This is a genomic window from Anaerobacillus sp. ABD4_527 (assembly GCF_056160805.1).
In genome coordinates this window covers 1,715,657-1,732,030 of record NZ_JBSWXZ010000001.1, presented here as the reverse complement: position 1 = coordinate 1,732,030, position 16,374 = coordinate 1,715,657, and the positions used below count along the sequence as shown (strand labels likewise).

At 42.2% G+C, this 16,374-nt stretch carries 16 protein-coding genes and 1 riboswitch; of the genes, 15 read left to right on the top strand and 1 reads right to left on the bottom strand.

All coding sequences use genetic code 11. The features are described 5' to 3' along the window. Nucleotides 1-2 precede the first annotated feature (2 nt). From ilvC to ACXAHI_RS08970, 8 genes are all read left to right on the top strand, one after another. Nucleotides 3-1,028, top strand: coding sequence for a ketol-acid reductoisomerase (gene ilvC / locus ACXAHI_RS09005; RefSeq protein WP_474847228.1), 1,026 nt, complete (start codon nt 3-5; stop codon nt 1,026-1,028). After that, nucleotides 1,015-2,556, top strand: a complete 1,542-nt coding sequence (locus ACXAHI_RS09000; RefSeq protein WP_474847227.1) for a 2-isopropylmalate synthase — start codon at nt 1,015-1,017, stop codon at nt 2,554-2,556. Before ilvC ends, ACXAHI_RS09000 begins: the two co-directional genes overlap by 14 nt. 17 nt (nt 2,557-2,573) lie before the next feature. After that, nucleotides 2,574-3,680, top strand: a complete 1,107-nt coding sequence (leuB, locus tag ACXAHI_RS08995) for a 3-isopropylmalate dehydrogenase (protein ID WP_474847226.1) — start codon at nt 2,574-2,576, stop codon at nt 3,678-3,680. A gap of 17 nt (nt 3,681-3,697) precedes the next feature. Continuing rightward, nucleotides 3,698-5,110 (top strand): 3-isopropylmalate dehydratase large subunit, encoded by a 1,413-nt coding sequence (leuC, locus tag ACXAHI_RS08990; RefSeq protein ID WP_474847225.1) that lies wholly within the window; start codon nt 3,698-3,700, stop codon nt 5,108-5,110. Between the two features lie 12 nt (nt 5,111-5,122). Beyond that, nucleotides 5,123-5,704, top strand: coding sequence for a 3-isopropylmalate dehydratase small subunit (leuD, locus tag ACXAHI_RS08985; protein WP_474847224.1), 582 nt, complete (start codon nt 5,123-5,125; stop codon nt 5,702-5,704). A gap of 240 nt (nt 5,705-5,944) precedes the next feature. Next, a riboswitch (SAM riboswitch) is annotated at nt 5,945-6,054 on the top strand. A gap of 116 nt (nt 6,055-6,170) precedes the next feature. Then, a complete protein-coding gene (locus tag ACXAHI_RS08980) occupies nt 6,171-7,193 on the top strand; it encodes a methionine ABC transporter ATP-binding protein (protein ID WP_474847223.1) in 1,023 nt (340 codons plus the stop codon). Beyond that, on the top strand, nt 7,186-7,854 hold the full coding sequence (locus ACXAHI_RS08975; protein ID WP_474847222.1) for a methionine ABC transporter permease: 669 nt from the start codon (nt 7,186-7,188) through the stop codon (nt 7,852-7,854). The genes ACXAHI_RS08980 and ACXAHI_RS08975 overlap by 8 nt, the downstream gene beginning before the upstream one ends. A gap of 24 nt (nt 7,855-7,878) precedes the next feature. Then, nucleotides 7,879-8,721 (top strand): MetQ/NlpA family ABC transporter substrate-binding protein, encoded by an 843-nt coding sequence (locus tag ACXAHI_RS08970; RefSeq protein WP_474847221.1) that lies wholly within the window; start codon nt 7,879-7,881, stop codon nt 8,719-8,721. A gap of 41 nt (nt 8,722-8,762) precedes the next feature. Here ACXAHI_RS08970 and ACXAHI_RS08965 read toward each other — a convergent pair whose 3' ends face one another. Continuing rightward, the gene (locus ACXAHI_RS08965; RefSeq protein WP_474847220.1) at nt 8,763-9,713 is read right to left on the bottom strand and encodes an L-lactate dehydrogenase; all 951 of its coding nucleotides are present in this window, start codon (nt 9,711-9,713) and stop codon (nt 8,763-8,765) included. Nucleotides 9,714-9,877: 164 nt separating this feature from the next. Between ACXAHI_RS08965 and ACXAHI_RS08960 the strand changes: the two genes are divergently transcribed. The 7 genes from ACXAHI_RS08960 to sufB all read left to right on the top strand — a co-directional run bounded on the left by ACXAHI_RS08960 (nt 9,878) and on the right by sufB (nt 16,235). After that, complete coding sequence (locus ACXAHI_RS08960; RefSeq protein ID WP_474847219.1) at nt 9,878-10,249, top strand: carboxymuconolactone decarboxylase family protein; 372 nt, start codon at nt 9,878-9,880, stop codon at nt 10,247-10,249. Between the two features lie 246 nt (nt 10,250-10,495). After that, a complete protein-coding gene (locus ACXAHI_RS08955; protein WP_474844473.1) occupies nt 10,496-10,648 on the top strand; it encodes a YuzK family famiily protein in 153 nt (50 codons plus the stop codon). Nucleotides 10,649-10,965: 317 nt separating this feature from the next. Beyond that, nucleotides 10,966-11,751 (top strand): Fe-S cluster assembly ATPase SufC, encoded by a 786-nt coding sequence (sufC, locus tag ACXAHI_RS08950; protein ID WP_270179913.1) that lies wholly within the window; start codon nt 10,966-10,968, stop codon nt 11,749-11,751. An 18-nt stretch (nt 11,752-11,769) separates the two neighbouring features. Further along, nucleotides 11,770-13,077 carry a Fe-S cluster assembly protein SufD gene (gene sufD, locus ACXAHI_RS08945; protein ID WP_474847218.1) on the top strand — a complete coding sequence of 436 codons (1,308 nt, stop codon included), beginning with the start codon at nt 11,770-11,772 and terminating at the stop codon, nt 13,075-13,077. Continuing rightward, a complete protein-coding gene (locus ACXAHI_RS08940) occupies nt 13,077-14,300 on the top strand; it encodes a cysteine desulfurase (RefSeq protein ID WP_474847217.1) in 1,224 nt (407 codons plus the stop codon). Before sufD ends, ACXAHI_RS08940 begins: the two co-directional genes overlap by 1 nt. Further along, a complete protein-coding gene (sufU, locus tag ACXAHI_RS08935) occupies nt 14,290-14,736 on the top strand; it encodes a Fe-S cluster assembly sulfur transfer protein SufU (protein WP_270179910.1) in 447 nt (148 codons plus the stop codon). Before ACXAHI_RS08940 ends, sufU begins: the two co-directional genes overlap by 11 nt. A gap of 101 nt (nt 14,737-14,837) precedes the next feature. Continuing rightward, entirely contained in the window at nt 14,838-16,235 is a 1,398-nt protein-coding gene (gene sufB, locus ACXAHI_RS08930) for a Fe-S cluster assembly protein SufB (RefSeq protein WP_474847216.1), read from the top strand. Nucleotides 16,236-16,374: the final 139 nt, after the last annotated feature.

The window sequence follows — 16,374 nt, the reverse complement described above, 5'->3', positions numbered from 1 at the left end:
TCATGGCAAAAGTTTACTATAACGGAGATATCAACGAAGGTGTACTGAAGGATAAGAAAATCGCGGTAGTAGGTTACGGTTCACAAGGGCATGCACATGCACAAAACCTAAGAGAAAGCGGATTTGACGTAACGATTGGCCTACGGAAAGGGCGTTCTTGGGATCAGGCAGCTGAGGATGGATTTGATGTAAAGTCTGTTAAAGATGCAAGTGAAGAAGCGGACGTTGTGATGGTTCTTCTTCCTGATGAATACCAGCCGGATGTGTATAAAGAAGAAATCGAACCAGGTCTAAAAGCAGGAAATGCGCTAGTGTTTGCTCACGGCTTCAACGTTCATTTTAATCAAGTGGTTCCTCCGTCAAATGTAGATGTCTTCCTAGTTGCACCTAAAGGTCCAGGGCACCTTGTAAGAAGAACATTCGCTGATGGTGCTGGTGTTCCGGCATTGTTCGGTGTTTACCAAGACGTAACTGGAGAGGCGAAAGAACTTGCTCTCGCTTATGCAAAAGGAATCGGCGGAGCGCGTGCAGGAGTTCTTGAAACATCATTTAAAGAAGAAACAGAAACAGATCTATTTGGAGAGCAAGCTGTCCTTTGCGGCGGTCTAACGTCACTTGTTAAAGCTGGATTCGAAACGTTAACCGAAGCAGGATACCAGCCAGAAGTCGCTTACTTTGAATGTCTACACGAGCTGAAGCTCATCGTTGATTTGATGTATGAAGATGGAATTGCCGGTATGCGTTATTCTATTTCAGACACTGCTCAGTGGGGTGACTTTGTATCGGGACCACGCGTCGTGGATGCAGATACAAAGCAGCGTATGAAGGATATCCTAGAAGAAATCCAAACAGGAAAATTTGCGAAAGGGTGGATTCTAGAGAACAAGCTGAACAGACCTGAGTACCATGCGATCAATGAGAAAGAAAAGCAGCACCCTATCGAACAAGTTGGAAAAGAACTAAGAGCAATGATGCCGTTCGTTAAGCCAAAATCCAAGAAGGAAGTGGTTTCAAGTGCAAAAGATTAATGTATTCGATACGACGCTTAGAGATGGGGAACAGTCAGCGGGTGTCAATCTGAATGCATTAGAAAAACTGGAAATCGCGAAACAGCTTGAAAGGCTAGGAGTCGATATTATGGAAGCGGGTTTCCCAGCCGCTTCCAAAGGCGACTTCGAGGGTGTGAAGAACATTGCGGATACTGTACGAAATGTTTCTGTAACTGGTCTTGCTAGAGCGAATAAAACAGACATCGATACAGCATGGGAAGCCTTGAAGGGCGGTGCGGATCCAAGGCTTCACGTATTTCTTGCAACATCTCAGATACACATGACACACAAATTGAAAAAGACGCCGGAACAAGTGGTTGAAACCGCTGTTGAAGCTGTAAGGTATGCAAAGACGATGTTTCCTAAAGTTCAGTGGTCAGCAGAAGATGCCTGTCGTTCAGACCGAGCGTTCCTTGCAAAGATCATTACTGAAGTGATCGAAGCTGGTGCTACTGTCATCAATATACCTGACACTGTAGGGTATCGTAGTCCGCAAGAATATGGTGAACTATTCACGTATTTGAGAAACAACGTACCTAATATCGATCGAGTGGCACTTTCTGCTCATTGTCACGATGATTTAGGGATGGCTGTAGCAAACTCTCTAGCTGCGATCGAATGTGGTGCTACTCAGATTGAAGGAACGATTAATGGAATTGGTGAGCGTGCAGGAAATGCTGCGATTGAAGAAGTAGCCGTTGCCCTTCGAATAAGAAATGATTTCTACAACGCTGAAACGAACTTGAAATTAGATGAAATTAAACGAACGAGTACGCTAGTCAGTAAGCTGACTGGAATGGCAGTGCCAGGAAATAAGGCGGTTGTTGGAGCAAATGCGTTTGCTCATGAATCAGGAATTCACCAGGATGGCGTTCTAAAAGAGAAATCAACCTATGAAATTATTAGTCCTCAATTGATAGGTGTTCAATCAAATAGTCTTGTTCTTGGAAAGCATTCTGGTAAGCATGCTTTCAAAGATAAAGTGAAAGAACTTGGTTTTGTTCTGGATGACTCGAAGATTCTTGAGGCTTTTTCAGATTTCAAAGACCTTGCCGATAAGAAAAAACATATTACCGAGGAAGATTTAATCACCCTTCTTACAGACATTCAAACCGATGAAACGGTTGAGAAATATGAGATTCATAGTATTCAAGTACAGTATGGTACTGCTAACATTCCGACGGCAACCATTTCGATGGTCTCACCTGATGGGTCGATGCTGCAACAAGCTGGAACGGGTTCAGGTAGTGTAGAAGCAATCTATAACACGATCGAGCTGATGATTCCGGGTACGTTACAACTACAAGACTATCGTTTAAGCTCAGTCGGTGGCGGGCGTGATGCTCTAGCTGAAGTACATGTCCGAGTATTGTATAACGGAATCGAATCGAGTGGTAGAGGTACTGCCCAGGATGTACTAGAGGCTTCGGCCAATGCATATCTAAATGGAGTGAACCGTACGCTCGCTCGTGAAAATTATTTAGTGAAAAAGCAAGCTCACGTTTAAAAAGGAGGTTATATAGGATGAAGAAAACAGTTGCGGTATTACCAGGAGACGGAATTGGCACAGAGGTGATGGAGGGAACGATCAAGGTTCTCAATGCCGTAGCAGATCGATTCGGCCATGTGTTCGAATTTCGAAAAGGCGTCATCGGGGGCGTAGCGATCGATAAAACAGGCGAACCGTTGCCTAAAGAAACACTAGATATGTGTAAGCGATCGGACGCTGTACTCTTAGGCGCTGTAGGTGGACCGAAGTGGGATGATCTGCCTGGAAGACTTCGTCCTGAAAAAGGCCTTCTAACAATTAGAAAAGAGCTTGAATTGTTCGCAAATCTACGTCCGGTCAAAGCCTATGACAGTCTTTTAGAGGCATCACCGTTAAAAGAAGAGCGCATCAAAGGTGTCGATATGCTGATTTTAAGAGAATTAACGGGTGGCTTGTACTTTGGTACACCGAGTGAACGGAGAGAAGGTGGAGAGCGCGTAGTCGATACGCTTTCTTATACGCGTGAAGAAATCGAGCGTATCGTAGATCAAGGATTTAAAGCAGCTAGGAAACGAAAGAAGAAGCTGACGAGTGTCGACAAAGCGAATGTTCTAGAATCGAGCAGGATGTGGCGTGAAATCGTAAATGAAAAAGCAGCCTCTTACCCGGACGTGGAAGTTGAGCATATGCTTGTGGATGCTGCAGCGATGAAAATTGTTCAGAATCCTGCACACTTTGACGTAATCGTAACAGAGAATCTTTTTGGAGATATCTTGAGTGACGAAGCTTCGATGATCACTGGGTCTTTAGGGATGCTTCCATCTGCAAGCCTAAGAAAAGATGGATTTGGCATGTATGAACCAGTACACGGTTCAGCGCCCGATATCGCTGGTAAAAACCTTGCCAATCCACTAGCGATGATCTTATCTGCATCCATGATGTTAAACCATTCGTTCAATATGAAGGAAGAATCTGATGCGATCGATAAAGCTGTGTTGGAAGTTCTTGAAGCTGGGTATTTCACAACTGATCTTGCGGGTGTTGGAAAGCGAAGTCTAAGTACTGATAAGATGGTCGATCAAGTTATCTTTCAATTAGCAGAAGATAATGCTACGGCTGGTATCATGGAAGCTTATGCGTGACAGTGAGGAGGATGGGTGTGGAGCCAAAAACAATTATAGAAAAGATCTGGGAAAAGCACGTTGTGCATAGAGAAGAAGGCAGTCCAGATTTACTTTATATCGATTTACACCTTGTACACGAAGTAACATCTCCGCAGGCTTTTGAAGGATTGCGTATGAATCAGCGGAAGGTCAGACGTCCTGATCTGACCTTCGCTACTATGGATCATAATGTTCCAACGATTGCGCGGCATATCATCAACGATCCTGTTTCAAAGGTACAGATGGAGAAACTAGAAGAAAATTGCAAGGAATTTGGGGTGGAAATTGCTGATATTAACCATCCAGACCAAGGAATCGTCCATGTGATTGGCCCAGAACTAGGGTTGACTCAACCAGGCAAAACAATCGTTTGCGGAGATAGTCATACCTCGACACACGGTGCTTTTGGAGCACTTGCATTCGGGATTGGAACGAGTGAAGTCGAACATGTTCTTTCAACTCAAACTCTTTGGCAATCCTCTCCAAAAACAATTGAAGTCCGAGTGAATGGTCACCCGGGCGCAGGTGTAACGGCGAAGGATATCATTCTTGCAATCATAGCGAAGTTTGGAGTGAATGCTGGAACAGGTGCTATTCTTGAATATACAGGTGAAGCAATTCGAAAGATGTCGATGGAAGAGCGGATGACAATCTGTAACATGTCGATAGAAGCCGGTGCTAAAGCAGGATTAATCAGCCCTGATGAGGTAACGTTTGACTACCTAAAGGGGAAAAGGCATGTTCCACAAGGAGAGGAATTCCAAGCAGCGATATCAGAATGGAAAAACCTTGCTACTGATGAAGGCGCAACGTATGACGACGTTTTAGAGATCCATGCTGATGAGATAGAACCTCAGGTTACGTGGGGTACGAATCCATCTATGGGATCATCCGTCTACGGTAGAGTGCCTTTTCCAGAGGACTATGAAGATCCTGCTGATCAAAAAGCAATCGCACAGGCCTTAACGTATATGGGGTTAACAGCTGGGATGGCAATTCAGGATATAGACATCCAACATGTCTTTATCGGATCTTGTACAAATTCTAGGATTAGTGATTTAAGAGCCGCAGCAAATATTGTTCGTGGAAGGAAAGTACACCACAATGTTCGAGCGCTAGTCGTGCCAGGTTCTAAATCTGTTAAAGAAACAGCGGAAGCAGAAGGACTAGATCAAGTGTTTATTGAGGCCGGCTTCGAGTGGAGAGAAGCGGGATGCAGTATGTGTCTTGCGATGAATGACGACATCGTTCCACCAGGAGAGCGATGCGCTTCTACATCGAACCGAAACTTTGAGGGACGGCAAGGAAATGGTTCTAGAACGCATCTAGTCAGTCCTGCCATGGCAGCCGCCGCTGCTTTGGAAGGCAAATTTACAGATGCAAGAAAAATGAAGCAGCCTGTCGTGTAAAGGAGTGAAATCATGGAACCTATCAATGAATATACAGGTGTCGTCTATCCTCTAGAAAAGGTGAATGTGGACACAGATCAAATAATACCAAAGCAATTTCTGAAGCGGATCGAGCGACAAGGGTTTGGACAGTTCTTATTCTATCATTGGCGTTTCGATGATGATGGACTCGCACGGTCTGATTTCTCTTTAAATGAAGAGCAATACAGGTCGGCTTCAATCCTAGTAGCTGGTAAAAACTTCGGCTGCGGCTCATCGAGAGAACATGCGCCATGGGCTTTATTAGACTACGGATTTAGAGTGATCATCGCACCAAGCTTTGCAGATATCTTTTACAACAACTGTGTGAAAAACGGTATCCTTCCAATCGCTCTTCCTCAAGAAACCGTTGCAGAATTATTTACAAAGGCAAGCGAAGGTTATTCACTCACTGTTCAACTCGAAAACCAATCTATTAGTGATAACGATGGGCTACACGTATCGTTTGAAATCGATCCGTATTGGAAGGAAATGTTGTTGAACGGGTGGGACGAAGTATCTAGAACCCTTTCACTTGAGGATAAAATCGAGCAGTATGAAAATCAAAGAGCGTAAATAAGATAGCATGTTTTCTCCGTATAGAGATACAACTGAAGCATTGGCGCGAGCGCTGTATGGATTGCAGCGCTTTTACGCTGTCAGAAAAGAGGGCTGATTTTAGAGGAGCAGTTGAAACTCTGGCAGCTAGTTTTATTTAAAAATTCGGACTTTTTACTCATCGATTGACACACTAAAAGTCCCATGCTAGAATTCGATTTAGTACTTAACTAGAGTAACGTGTTAATAACTAAATATCTCTTATTCAGAGAGGTGGAGGGACTGGCCCTATGAAGCCCGGCAACCGTCAAACAGCGTGTTTGAGAAGGTGCCAATTCCTGCAAAGCAAATGCTTTGAGAAATGAGAGAAAGACATCGATTTCAAGTGCCTTTCTGCTCATAGCGGAAAGGCATTTTTTATTTCAAAAGGTTTTAAAATCAACCTATTGTGATGGGACATCGTAAGGTAAAAGGATGTGTGCAAATGATTGAGTTAAAAGGTATAAAGAAGACGTTCTTTGCAGCCTCTGGACCAGTAGAAGCGGTGAAGAATACTGATCTTACAATTGAAAAAGGCGAAATTTTCGGAGTTATCGGATATAGTGGCGCTGGAAAGAGTACACTTATCCGCATGTTAAATCTACTTGAGCGACCAACTGAAGGTAGCGTAACAGTAGATGACAAAGCATTATCTAAGTTGAATAACAAGGAACTTCGTCTAGCAAGACAAGAAATCGGAATGATTTTTCAGCATTTTAATATTCTCTGGTCACGTACTGTAAAAGAAAATATTGCGTTCCCTCTTGAAATATCGGGTGTGCCGAAAGAGAAAAGAAAAGCTCGAGTGGACGAGTTGATCAACCTCGTTGGGTTATCGGGAAGAGAAGATGCGTATCCATCTCAACTAAGTGGTGGTCAAAAACAGCGAGTTGGGATTGCGAGGGCACTTGCTAATAACCCTAAAGTGTTACTTTGTGACGAAGCGACATCGGCCCTGGATCCGAAGACCACAGATAGTATTCTCGACCTATTAAAGAAAATTAATAAAGAGCTAGGACTAACGATCGTGTTGATCACTCATGAAATGCACGTGATCAGAAAGATTTGTCATCGTGTTGCGGTCATGGAAGGTGGCAGTGTTGTTGAAGAAGGTCCAGTACTTGATATTTTTCATCATCCCCAGCAGCCGATCACCCGTGACTTTGTAAATCAGCTGAGTGAGCCTGAGGAAATGAAAGAATCGATTACACACCTCACTGAAACTGCAGAAGGGACTCTCGTACAATTTACCTTTGTAAAAGGAGCTACGGGTTCACCTCTTGTAACGAAGTTAATCAGAGAGTTTCAGATCGAAGTGAACATCATTCAAGGGAAGGTCACCCATACTCAGGATGGTCCTTATGGTAAGCTATCGGTCTTACTAAAAGGAGAACAAGCTGCTATTGATAAAGCACTGAGCTATGCACGTGATCAGAAAGTAGAAGTAGAGGTGATTCCAAATGCTTAGTTCACTATTTCCTAATGTACGTTGGGAAGATATGTGGGAAGCGGCATTACAAACGATCTACATGACCGCGATCTCTGTATTCGCAACGTTTATACTCGGCATTGGACTCGGCCTGCTGCTTTTCTTAACTTCAAAGGGAAACGTCTGGGAAAATCGATATATTAATGGTTTTGTTGCAGGGATTGTAAACCTGTTCCGTTCGATTCCATTCATCATTTTAATTATTTTGCTTATTCCACTATCTGTATACATTGTTGGTACGATGCTGGGAGCTAATGCTGCATTGCCAGCACTTATTGCAGGGGCTGCCCCTTTCTATGCACGAATGGTCGAAATCGCTCTAAGAGAAGTAGACAAGGGAGTGATCGAAGCATCCCAAGCTATGGGGGCTACGAATGGCCAGATTATTTTTAAAGTGTTGCTTCCTGAAGCGATGCCAGCATTGATTTCAGGAATCACAGTAACTGCGATCGCTCTAGTGAGCTATACAGCGATGGCAGGTGTCGTTGGGGCTGGAGGATTAGGAGATCTCGCATATCTAGATGGTTTCCAACGAAATAATCCCGACGTGACGCTTGTCGCAACTGTATTAATTCTCGCTATTGTAGCAGTTCTTCAGGTTATTGGAGATGTTACAACGCGAGCTATGGATAAAAGATAAGATATAAAAAAGGAGAGAGAAACCATGAAAAAACTAGTACTACTTTTGTCAGTTGTTGCACTTGCAGCTTTAGCAGCTTGTGGAGGCAATAACGGTGGTAACAGCGAAGGCTCTGAATCAGAAAGTGAAGAAACGAAACTAGTTGTTGGTGCATCAAACGTTCCACACGCTGAGATTCTAGAAAAAGCACAGCCGCTTCTTGAGGAAGAAGGAATTACTCTTGAAATCGAGCGCTTCCAGGATTACATTCTTCCGAACAAAACGCTCGCTAACGGTGAGTTAGATGCGAACTACTTCCAAACAGTGCCTTATATGGAGCTACAAATGGAAGAAAACGATAACTATGATTTCGTAAACGCTGGTGGAATTCATATCGAGCCGATCGGTGTCTATTCACAGGAATATGAAAACCTTGATGCACTTCCTAAAGGTGCAGAAATCATCATGAGTAACTCTGTATCAGACCATGGTCGTATGCTTCAATTGTTAGAAGCAAAAGGTCTAATTAAAATCAAAGAAGGTATCGATCCAACAGATGCACAAGTTGAAGATATTGCTGAAAATCCAAAAGACCTTACCTTTAAAACAAACGTTGAAGCTTCCCTTCTTCCTCAGATCTATAAGCAAGGCGAAGGCGATGCTGTTATGATCAACACGAACTATGCGATCGATGCTGGCTTAAATCCACAAGAAGATGCAATTGCACTTGAAGGGTCTGACTCTCCATACGTGAACGTCATCACTGTTAACAAAGGTGATGAGGATAACGAAGCTGTAAAAACTCTTGTTGAGGTTCTCCGTTCTGAAGATATTCAAACCTTCATTAAAGAAGAGTATGATGGAGCTGTTGTTCCTGTAAACGAATAAATAGCAAGAGGGTTCTCCATATTGGAGAACCCTCTTTTCTATCATTTGTTTAAGAGTACAGGTTTCATCGCATCAGTCAAAGTCTTTGCTGAATGATTTAGCTGATCCATTTCTTCACGAGTAAGATCTAGTTCAATAACTTCTCTTATTCCATTTTTATTAACAATGGCTGGTACACCAATATAAAGGTTCTCTAAGCCATACTCTCCTTCTAACAAAGTAGAAACGGTAAGAATAGAATTTTCGTTACGTAGAATGGCTTTTGTTAATCGGAGAAGTCCCATAGCAATACCAAAATGTGTAGCACCTTTGCGGTTGATGATGTGATAAGCGGCATCACGAACATCAGTGAACAAGGAATCAAGCTCTTCTTTCCCATTCGGGTAATCTTCAATTAATGAAAGTACAGGTCTACTACCTATAGTAGCGTGACTCCACACTGGTAATTCAGTATCACCGTGCTCTCCTAAAATGTAGCCATGAACATTTCTAGAATCTACATGAAAATACTCTCCCAATAAATATCGGAATCTTGCCGTGTCTAAAATCGTTCCGGAGCCAATGACTCTCTCTTTTGGAAGTCCTGAAAATTTCCATGTAGCATAACTAAGGATATCAACGGGATTCGTAGCGACAATGAATATTCCATCGAACTTACTTGCCATCACATTATTTACGATTTCTTTAAATATCTTCGTGTTTTTATCGATCAAATCAAGTCTAGTCTCGCCAGGCGCTTGATTCGCACCAGCGGCAATCACAACGATATCAGCATCACGACAGTCGCTATAATCACCTGCCCAAATTTTCATCTGCGCACCAAAAGGAATGCCATGATTAAGGTCCCTTGCTTCTCCTTCAGCTTTTTCTTTATTGGCATCAATCAATACGAGCTCATTTGCAACTTCTTGATTAAGCAAAGAAAATGCATAGCTAGTCCCTACGAACCCTGTTCCAATGACAACAACTCGTGTTGTTTTACCTTCAAACATATCATCCACTCCTTTATTTCTTATAGTTATATCTTAACGAACATTTCCCTTTATTCATGTGATAAATCTCACATATCGTTTAAATTTTTTTCTCTTTAAATTTATGGATAGCATTGTGATTGTCTTCTCATACTAACTCTGAATAATTGAAGGAGGAATGTGACGTGACGCAAGAACAACAAAATACAAATTTTGCACAAACAGCATTGCATGACTACAAGGAAGGTCTTGGAGTCTTTACTGAGAAAATGCCCCAAATAGCTAAGAAATATAATGCTTTTACAGAAGCTTGTTTTAGAGAGGGTGCGGTTACTAAGAAGGAAAAGCAGATGATTGCTCTTGGAATCTCCATTTTCTCTCAAGATGAGTATTGCATCATCTACCATACGAAAGGGTGCTTAGATCAAGGATGCACGGAAGAGGAAATCCTCGAGACAGTTGGAGTAACTGCAGCTTTTGGTGGAGGAGCTTCCATGAGTCAGGCTGTAACCCTCGTTCAAGAATGTATTACGGATCTTAATCAAATGAAGCATTAAACAACGAGTTTCTTCCATTATATATATGCACGGTAATGGAATTGCTTCTTAAACGAAGGAAAGATAAGATTTATACTTTTCAATATATTCAAAACATAGAAGAGCAGGTTATTTCCTTTGTAATTGGTGTATATGGCATTTGTAGGCGACTGTATTAAAGTGGTAAATTAAGTGAGTAAATAAATAACCAATTACTGAAAGGATTGATTCATTATTAGCCCCTTGCGGTTAAACCACACACCTGAAATGGAAAAGGCAATGTTCCAGTCTCACGGAGTAGGATACGCAGAATATAGCAGGAATTTTAACAAACGAATGCAAGTAGAGCGCGATCGTGACATGGATCATCGCCAAAGTCTGATGTTGGTAAGTGAATTCGACCGTAAATTGCAAAAATGAATCAGCAATACGTTTTTAAAACCAGTCGCTGACTGGTTTTTTATTTTGAAATGAGTACAACATCCGTTGTTTCCCTTATAAGGAAATGATACGCTTATTCTTGGATGAGATTTGAGGTCTGAATAGGACACATAGATGTTGTTAACTCTAGTTAAGGACGCATTTCTCGTTCCTTGATAATAGTTTGGATTTGTTATAAAATTAGAATGAAAATAGATTGAGAATGACTCAGCACACATTCCTTGACATAAACCTTATAGCTAATACAATAAGGAAGGAAGAAGGAATAGTATAAACGTTATTGGAGGTATTCACAAATGGCAGCATCAACTCTTAAGATTGAAAATCTTCATGTTTCCATTGAAGGAAAAGAGATTATCAAGGGACTAGACCTTGAAATAAATGGTGGCGAAATTCATGCAGTAATGGGGCCGAACGGTACAGGAAAGTCTACCCTTGCTTCCGCTATCATGGGACACCCGAAATATGAAATCACTCAAGGTAAAGTATTTCTTGATGATGAAGATGTGCTTGAAATGGAAGTTGATGAGCGTGCGAAAGCGGGCCTCTTCCTTGCTATGCAATATCCAAGTGAAGTAAGCGGGGTTACAAACGCTGATTTCCTACGTACATCAATCAATGCTCGTCGTGAAGAAGGCGATGAAATTTCTCTTATGAAATTCATCAAAAAGCTAGATAGCAAAATGGCTGAGCTTGATATGGGCGAAGAATTTGCTCAGCGTTACCTTAACGAAGGATTCTCAGGCGGTGAGAAAAAGCGTAACGAAATTCTTCAGCTTATGATGCTAGAACCAAAGATTGCAGTTCTTGATGAGATTGACTCTGGTCTAGATATCGACGCTCTTAAAGTTGTTTCAAAAGGTGTTAATGCAATGCGTAATGAAGAGTTCGGTTGCTTAATCATCACTCACTATCAGCGTCTTCTTAACTACATTACTCCAGATAAAGTACACGTAATGATGCAAGGACGCATCGTGAAGTCAGGCGGAGCTGAACTAGCTCAGCGTCTTGAAGCAGAAGGTTACGATTGGATTAAAGAAGAACTAGGTATCAAAGACGAAACAGTTGGCCAAGAAGCGTAAGCAGTAAGGAGGATGACAATGTCAGTGGATACGAAGATTGCATTCGATCAAGATTATGTTCGGTCTTTTTCAGAGAAGCGACAAGAGCCACAGTGGCTCACTCAGCTTCGCCTAATGGCACTAGAGAAGTCAGCAGACCTACCTATGCCAAAACCTGATAAGACGAAAATAGATAAATTTAATTTCACTTCGTTTAAGCACGATGTACCGACAGATGGTATTTCTTCATTAGATGAACTTCCTGAAGATATTAGAGAACTGGTTGCAAAAGACAAGCAGTCAGGTAACCTTCTCGTGCATCGTAATTCAACGCCAGTTTTCAATCAGCTTTCTGATGAACTTAAAAATAAAGGTGTTATTTTCACAGACATCCTAACGGCTGTACAAAACCATAGTGAGCTTGTTGAGAAGTACTTCATGAAGGATGTTATGAAAGTCGATGAGCATCGTTTAACAGCACTTCATACAGCACTTCTTAATGGAGGAACATTCCTATATGTACCTCGTAACGTGGAAGTAGACGTTCCAGTTCAAGCTCTATACTGGCAAGAAGATCCTGAAGCAGGATTATTCAATCATGTGATTATCGTTGCTGAAGACAACAGTTCAGTAACATACGTTGAGAACTATCTATCTTATTCTCATGACGTTGAATCAGTTGCTAACATTATCGCTGAAGTTCACGTTGGGCAGAATGCTCGCGTTACGTTTGGTTCAGTCGATAACTTTGCAAAAGGTGTTACAACGTATGTCAACCGTCGTGCAAACGTAGGACGTGATGGCAAGGTCGATTGGGCTCTTGCTCAGATGAATGATGGAAACACAATTTCAACGAACTCAACGAACCTAGTTGGAGACGGCTCTTATGGTGATTCTAAGACGGTAACGATCGGTCGTGGTGATCAGAAGCAAAACTTTACCAATGAGATGTTCCACCACGGAAAGAACTCTGAAGGTGTTCTTCTCGTTCATGGCGTTCAAAAAGAAAGTGCAAGTGCAATCTTTAATGGCGTTACAAAGATTGAGCACGGCGCTACAAAATCAAACGGTGACCAGACTCAACGCGTTCTTATGATGAATAGCAAGGCAAGAGGGGACGCTAACCCTATCCTTCTTATCGATGAAGACGACGTAATGGCTGGACATGCTGCATCTGTAGGTAAAGTAGATCCACTTCAGCTCTTCTATCTACAAAGCCGCGGAATCAACCGTAAAGAAGCAGAACGTTTGATCATCCATGGTTTCCTTGCTCCAGTTATTAACGAACTTCCAATCGAAGGCGTTAAAAACCGTGCGATCGAGGTAACTGAAAGGAAAGTAAATTAATGTTCGATGTGCAGGATATACGCAAGCAGTTTCCCATTTTACATCAAGAGGTAAATGGGAAACCTCTTGTTTATCTTGATAGTGCTGCAACGTCTCAAAAGCCAAAGCAAGTCATCGATGCAGTTGAGCGTTACTATAAAGAAATCAATTCGAACGTACACCGTGGTGTTCATACGTTAGGGACATACGCCACTGATGCATATGAAGGTGCCAGGGAAAAGGTACGTGAATTTATTCATGCACCTTCCACTGAAGAAGTTATCTTTACGCGTGGTACGACCACAGCTCTGAATATGGTTGCATCAAGCTATGGCCGTCCGAACCTTCAGGAAGGTGACGAAGTTGTCATCACCCCTATGGAACACCACAGTAATATTATTCCATGGCAGCAAGCTGTCAAAGCTACAGGAGCCACGCTTAAATACATTCCTCTTCAAAAAGACGGATCGATTTCGCTTGAAGATGTGGAGAATACGATAACTGAAAATACGAAGATCGTATCTGTTATGCACGTGTCGAACGTCCTCGGGACAATCAATCCGATCAAGGAAATCGCTGCGATCGCTCACCGAAAAGGTGCTGTGATGGTCGTAGATGGTGCACAAAGTACGCCACATATGAAGATCGATGTACAGGACTTAGACTGCGACTTTTTCGCATTTTCTGCACACAAGATGTGCGGTCCTACTGGCATAGGTGTTCTATATGGTAAAAAGCATCTCCTTGAAAACATGGAGCCGTTTGAATTCGGCGGAGAAATGATCGATTTCGTTGGTTTATATGACTCGACGTGGAAAGATCTACCGTGGAAGTTTGAAGGAGGAACTCCTATCATTGCTGGAGCTGTCGGCCTCGGTGCTGCGATCGACTTTTTAAACGAGATCGGAATGGATAACATTAAAGCACATGAACAGCACCTTGCTCATTATGCAGTGCAGCAAATGTCTAAAATTGAAGGTGTAACGATTTATGGTCCTGAAGAACGTGCTGGAGTAGTTACGTTTAACAGTGACGACGTTCACCCTCACGACCTTGCGACAGTGCTTGATACAGAAGGCATTGCTGTTCGAGCAGGACATCACTGTGCTCAACCTCTTATGAAGTGGTTAGAGGTATCGGCTACAGCTCGTGCTAGCTTCTATTTATATAACACTGAAGAAGACGTGGACACTTTTGTAGCAGGGTTACAAAAAGCAAAGGAGTTTTTTGGTCATGTCTTTTAACAATCTTGACCAGTTGTATCGACAGGTCATTATGGATCATTATAAAAACCCTAGAAATAAAGGGGAGCTTGAAGAAGGCGACCTGAAAATCAATATGAACAACCCAACATGTGGAGACGCTATTCAGCTTCAGTTAAAAGTTGATGAAGGTAAAATCTCAGACGCCAAGTTTATTGGAGAAGGGTGCTCGATTTCTCTAGCATCCGCATCCATGATGACAGAATCTGTGAAGGGCCTTGAAGTTGATGAAGCACTCCGTATGTCTAAGATCTTCTCTGATATGATGCAAGGGAAAGACTACGATGAGGAAGAATTCGATCTAGGTGACATCGAAGCGCTTCAAGGAGTTTCTAAATTTCCTGCTCGTATCAAATGTGCAACACTTTCTTGGAAAGCGATGGAGAAAGGGTTTAAGGAACAGAACGACCAGGCTTAAGCCCTTTCCAGGTGTTGTAATAGATGCTTATTCATACTAGAATGATGGAAAGAGAACGTAAGCCAAACACTGACATGTAATATGTCTAGGAGGGAAATACTATGGCTAAAAAAATGCCTGAAGTTGGCGATTACCAATATGGTTTTAGTGATAAAGACGTTTCAATTTTCCGCTCACAGCGTGGCTTGACTCCTGAAATCGTTAAAGAAATTTCTCGAATTAAGGATGAGCCGCAGTGGATGCTTGATTTCCGTTTGAAATCTCTTGAAACTTTTTATAAGATGCCTATGCCTCAGTGGGGCGGCGACCTTGCTGATTTAGACTTTGATGAGATTACGTACTACGTAAAACCTTCTGAGAAGTCCGAAAGATCATGGGATGAAGTACCTGAAGAAATCAAAACAACGTTTGATAAGCTTGGAATTCCTGAAGCTGAGCAAAAGTACCTCGCTGGTGTATCGGCTCAGTACGAATCCGAAGTTGTTTATCACAACATGCAAGAAGACCTTGAAAAGATGGGGATTGTCTTTAAGGACACTGATACTGCTCTTAAAGAAAACGAAGACTTGTTCAGAGAACATTTCGCTAAAACAATTCCTCCAACTGATAATAAATTCTCTGCTCTTAACTCTGCTGTATGGTCTGGTGGATCATTCATTTACGTTCCAAAAGGCGTAAAAGTGGATACACCTCTACAAGCATACTTCCGTATTAACTCTGAAAATATGGGGCAGTTTGAGCGTACGCTTATTATCGCTGATGAAGGTTCATCTGTACACTATGTTGAGGGTTGTACAGCACCTGTTTATACAACGAATTCACTACACAGTGCTGTTGTTGAAATCGTTGTTAAGAAGGATGCTTACTGCCGTTATACAACGATCCAGAACTGGGCGAACAACGTCTATAACCTCGTTACAAAGCGTGCAGTTGCAGAAGAAAACGCAACGATGGAATGGATCGATGGTAACCTAGGTTCTAAACTTACGATGAAGTATCCAGCAGTTCTTCTTAAAGGCGAAGGTGCACGTGGAATGACACTTTCCATCGCCCTAGCTGGTAAGGGACAGCATCAGGATGCAGGTGCAAAAATGATTCACCTTGCTCCAAATACTTCTTCTACAATTGTTTCGAAGTCCATCTCTAAACAAGGTGGTAAAGTAACGTACCGTGGTATCGTACACTTTGGCCGTAAAGCTGAAGGCGCACGTTCTAACGTTGAGTGTGACACGCTTATCATGGATAACGAGTCTACTTCTGATACGATTCCTTACAACGAAATCCTTAACGATAACATTTCTCTTGAACACGAAGCGAAAGTATCGAAGGTTTCTGAGGAACAGCTCTTCTATCTAATGAGCCGTGGGGTTTCAGAAGAAGAAGCAACAGAAATGATCGTAATGGGCTTTATCGAGCCATTTACAAAAGAACTTCCAATGGAATATGCGGTCGAAATGAACCGCCTTATCAAGTTCGAAATGGAAGGTTCGATCGGTTAACATTTATAAAGACCCTGGTGGTTACTCCAGGGTCTTTTTTTATTGTATAAGAATGCTGATTATTCGGTTGACAGTATAAATAGGATAGACTAGAATAAGTTATGACATTGATAATCATTTTCATTTGGTGGGTTGGAGT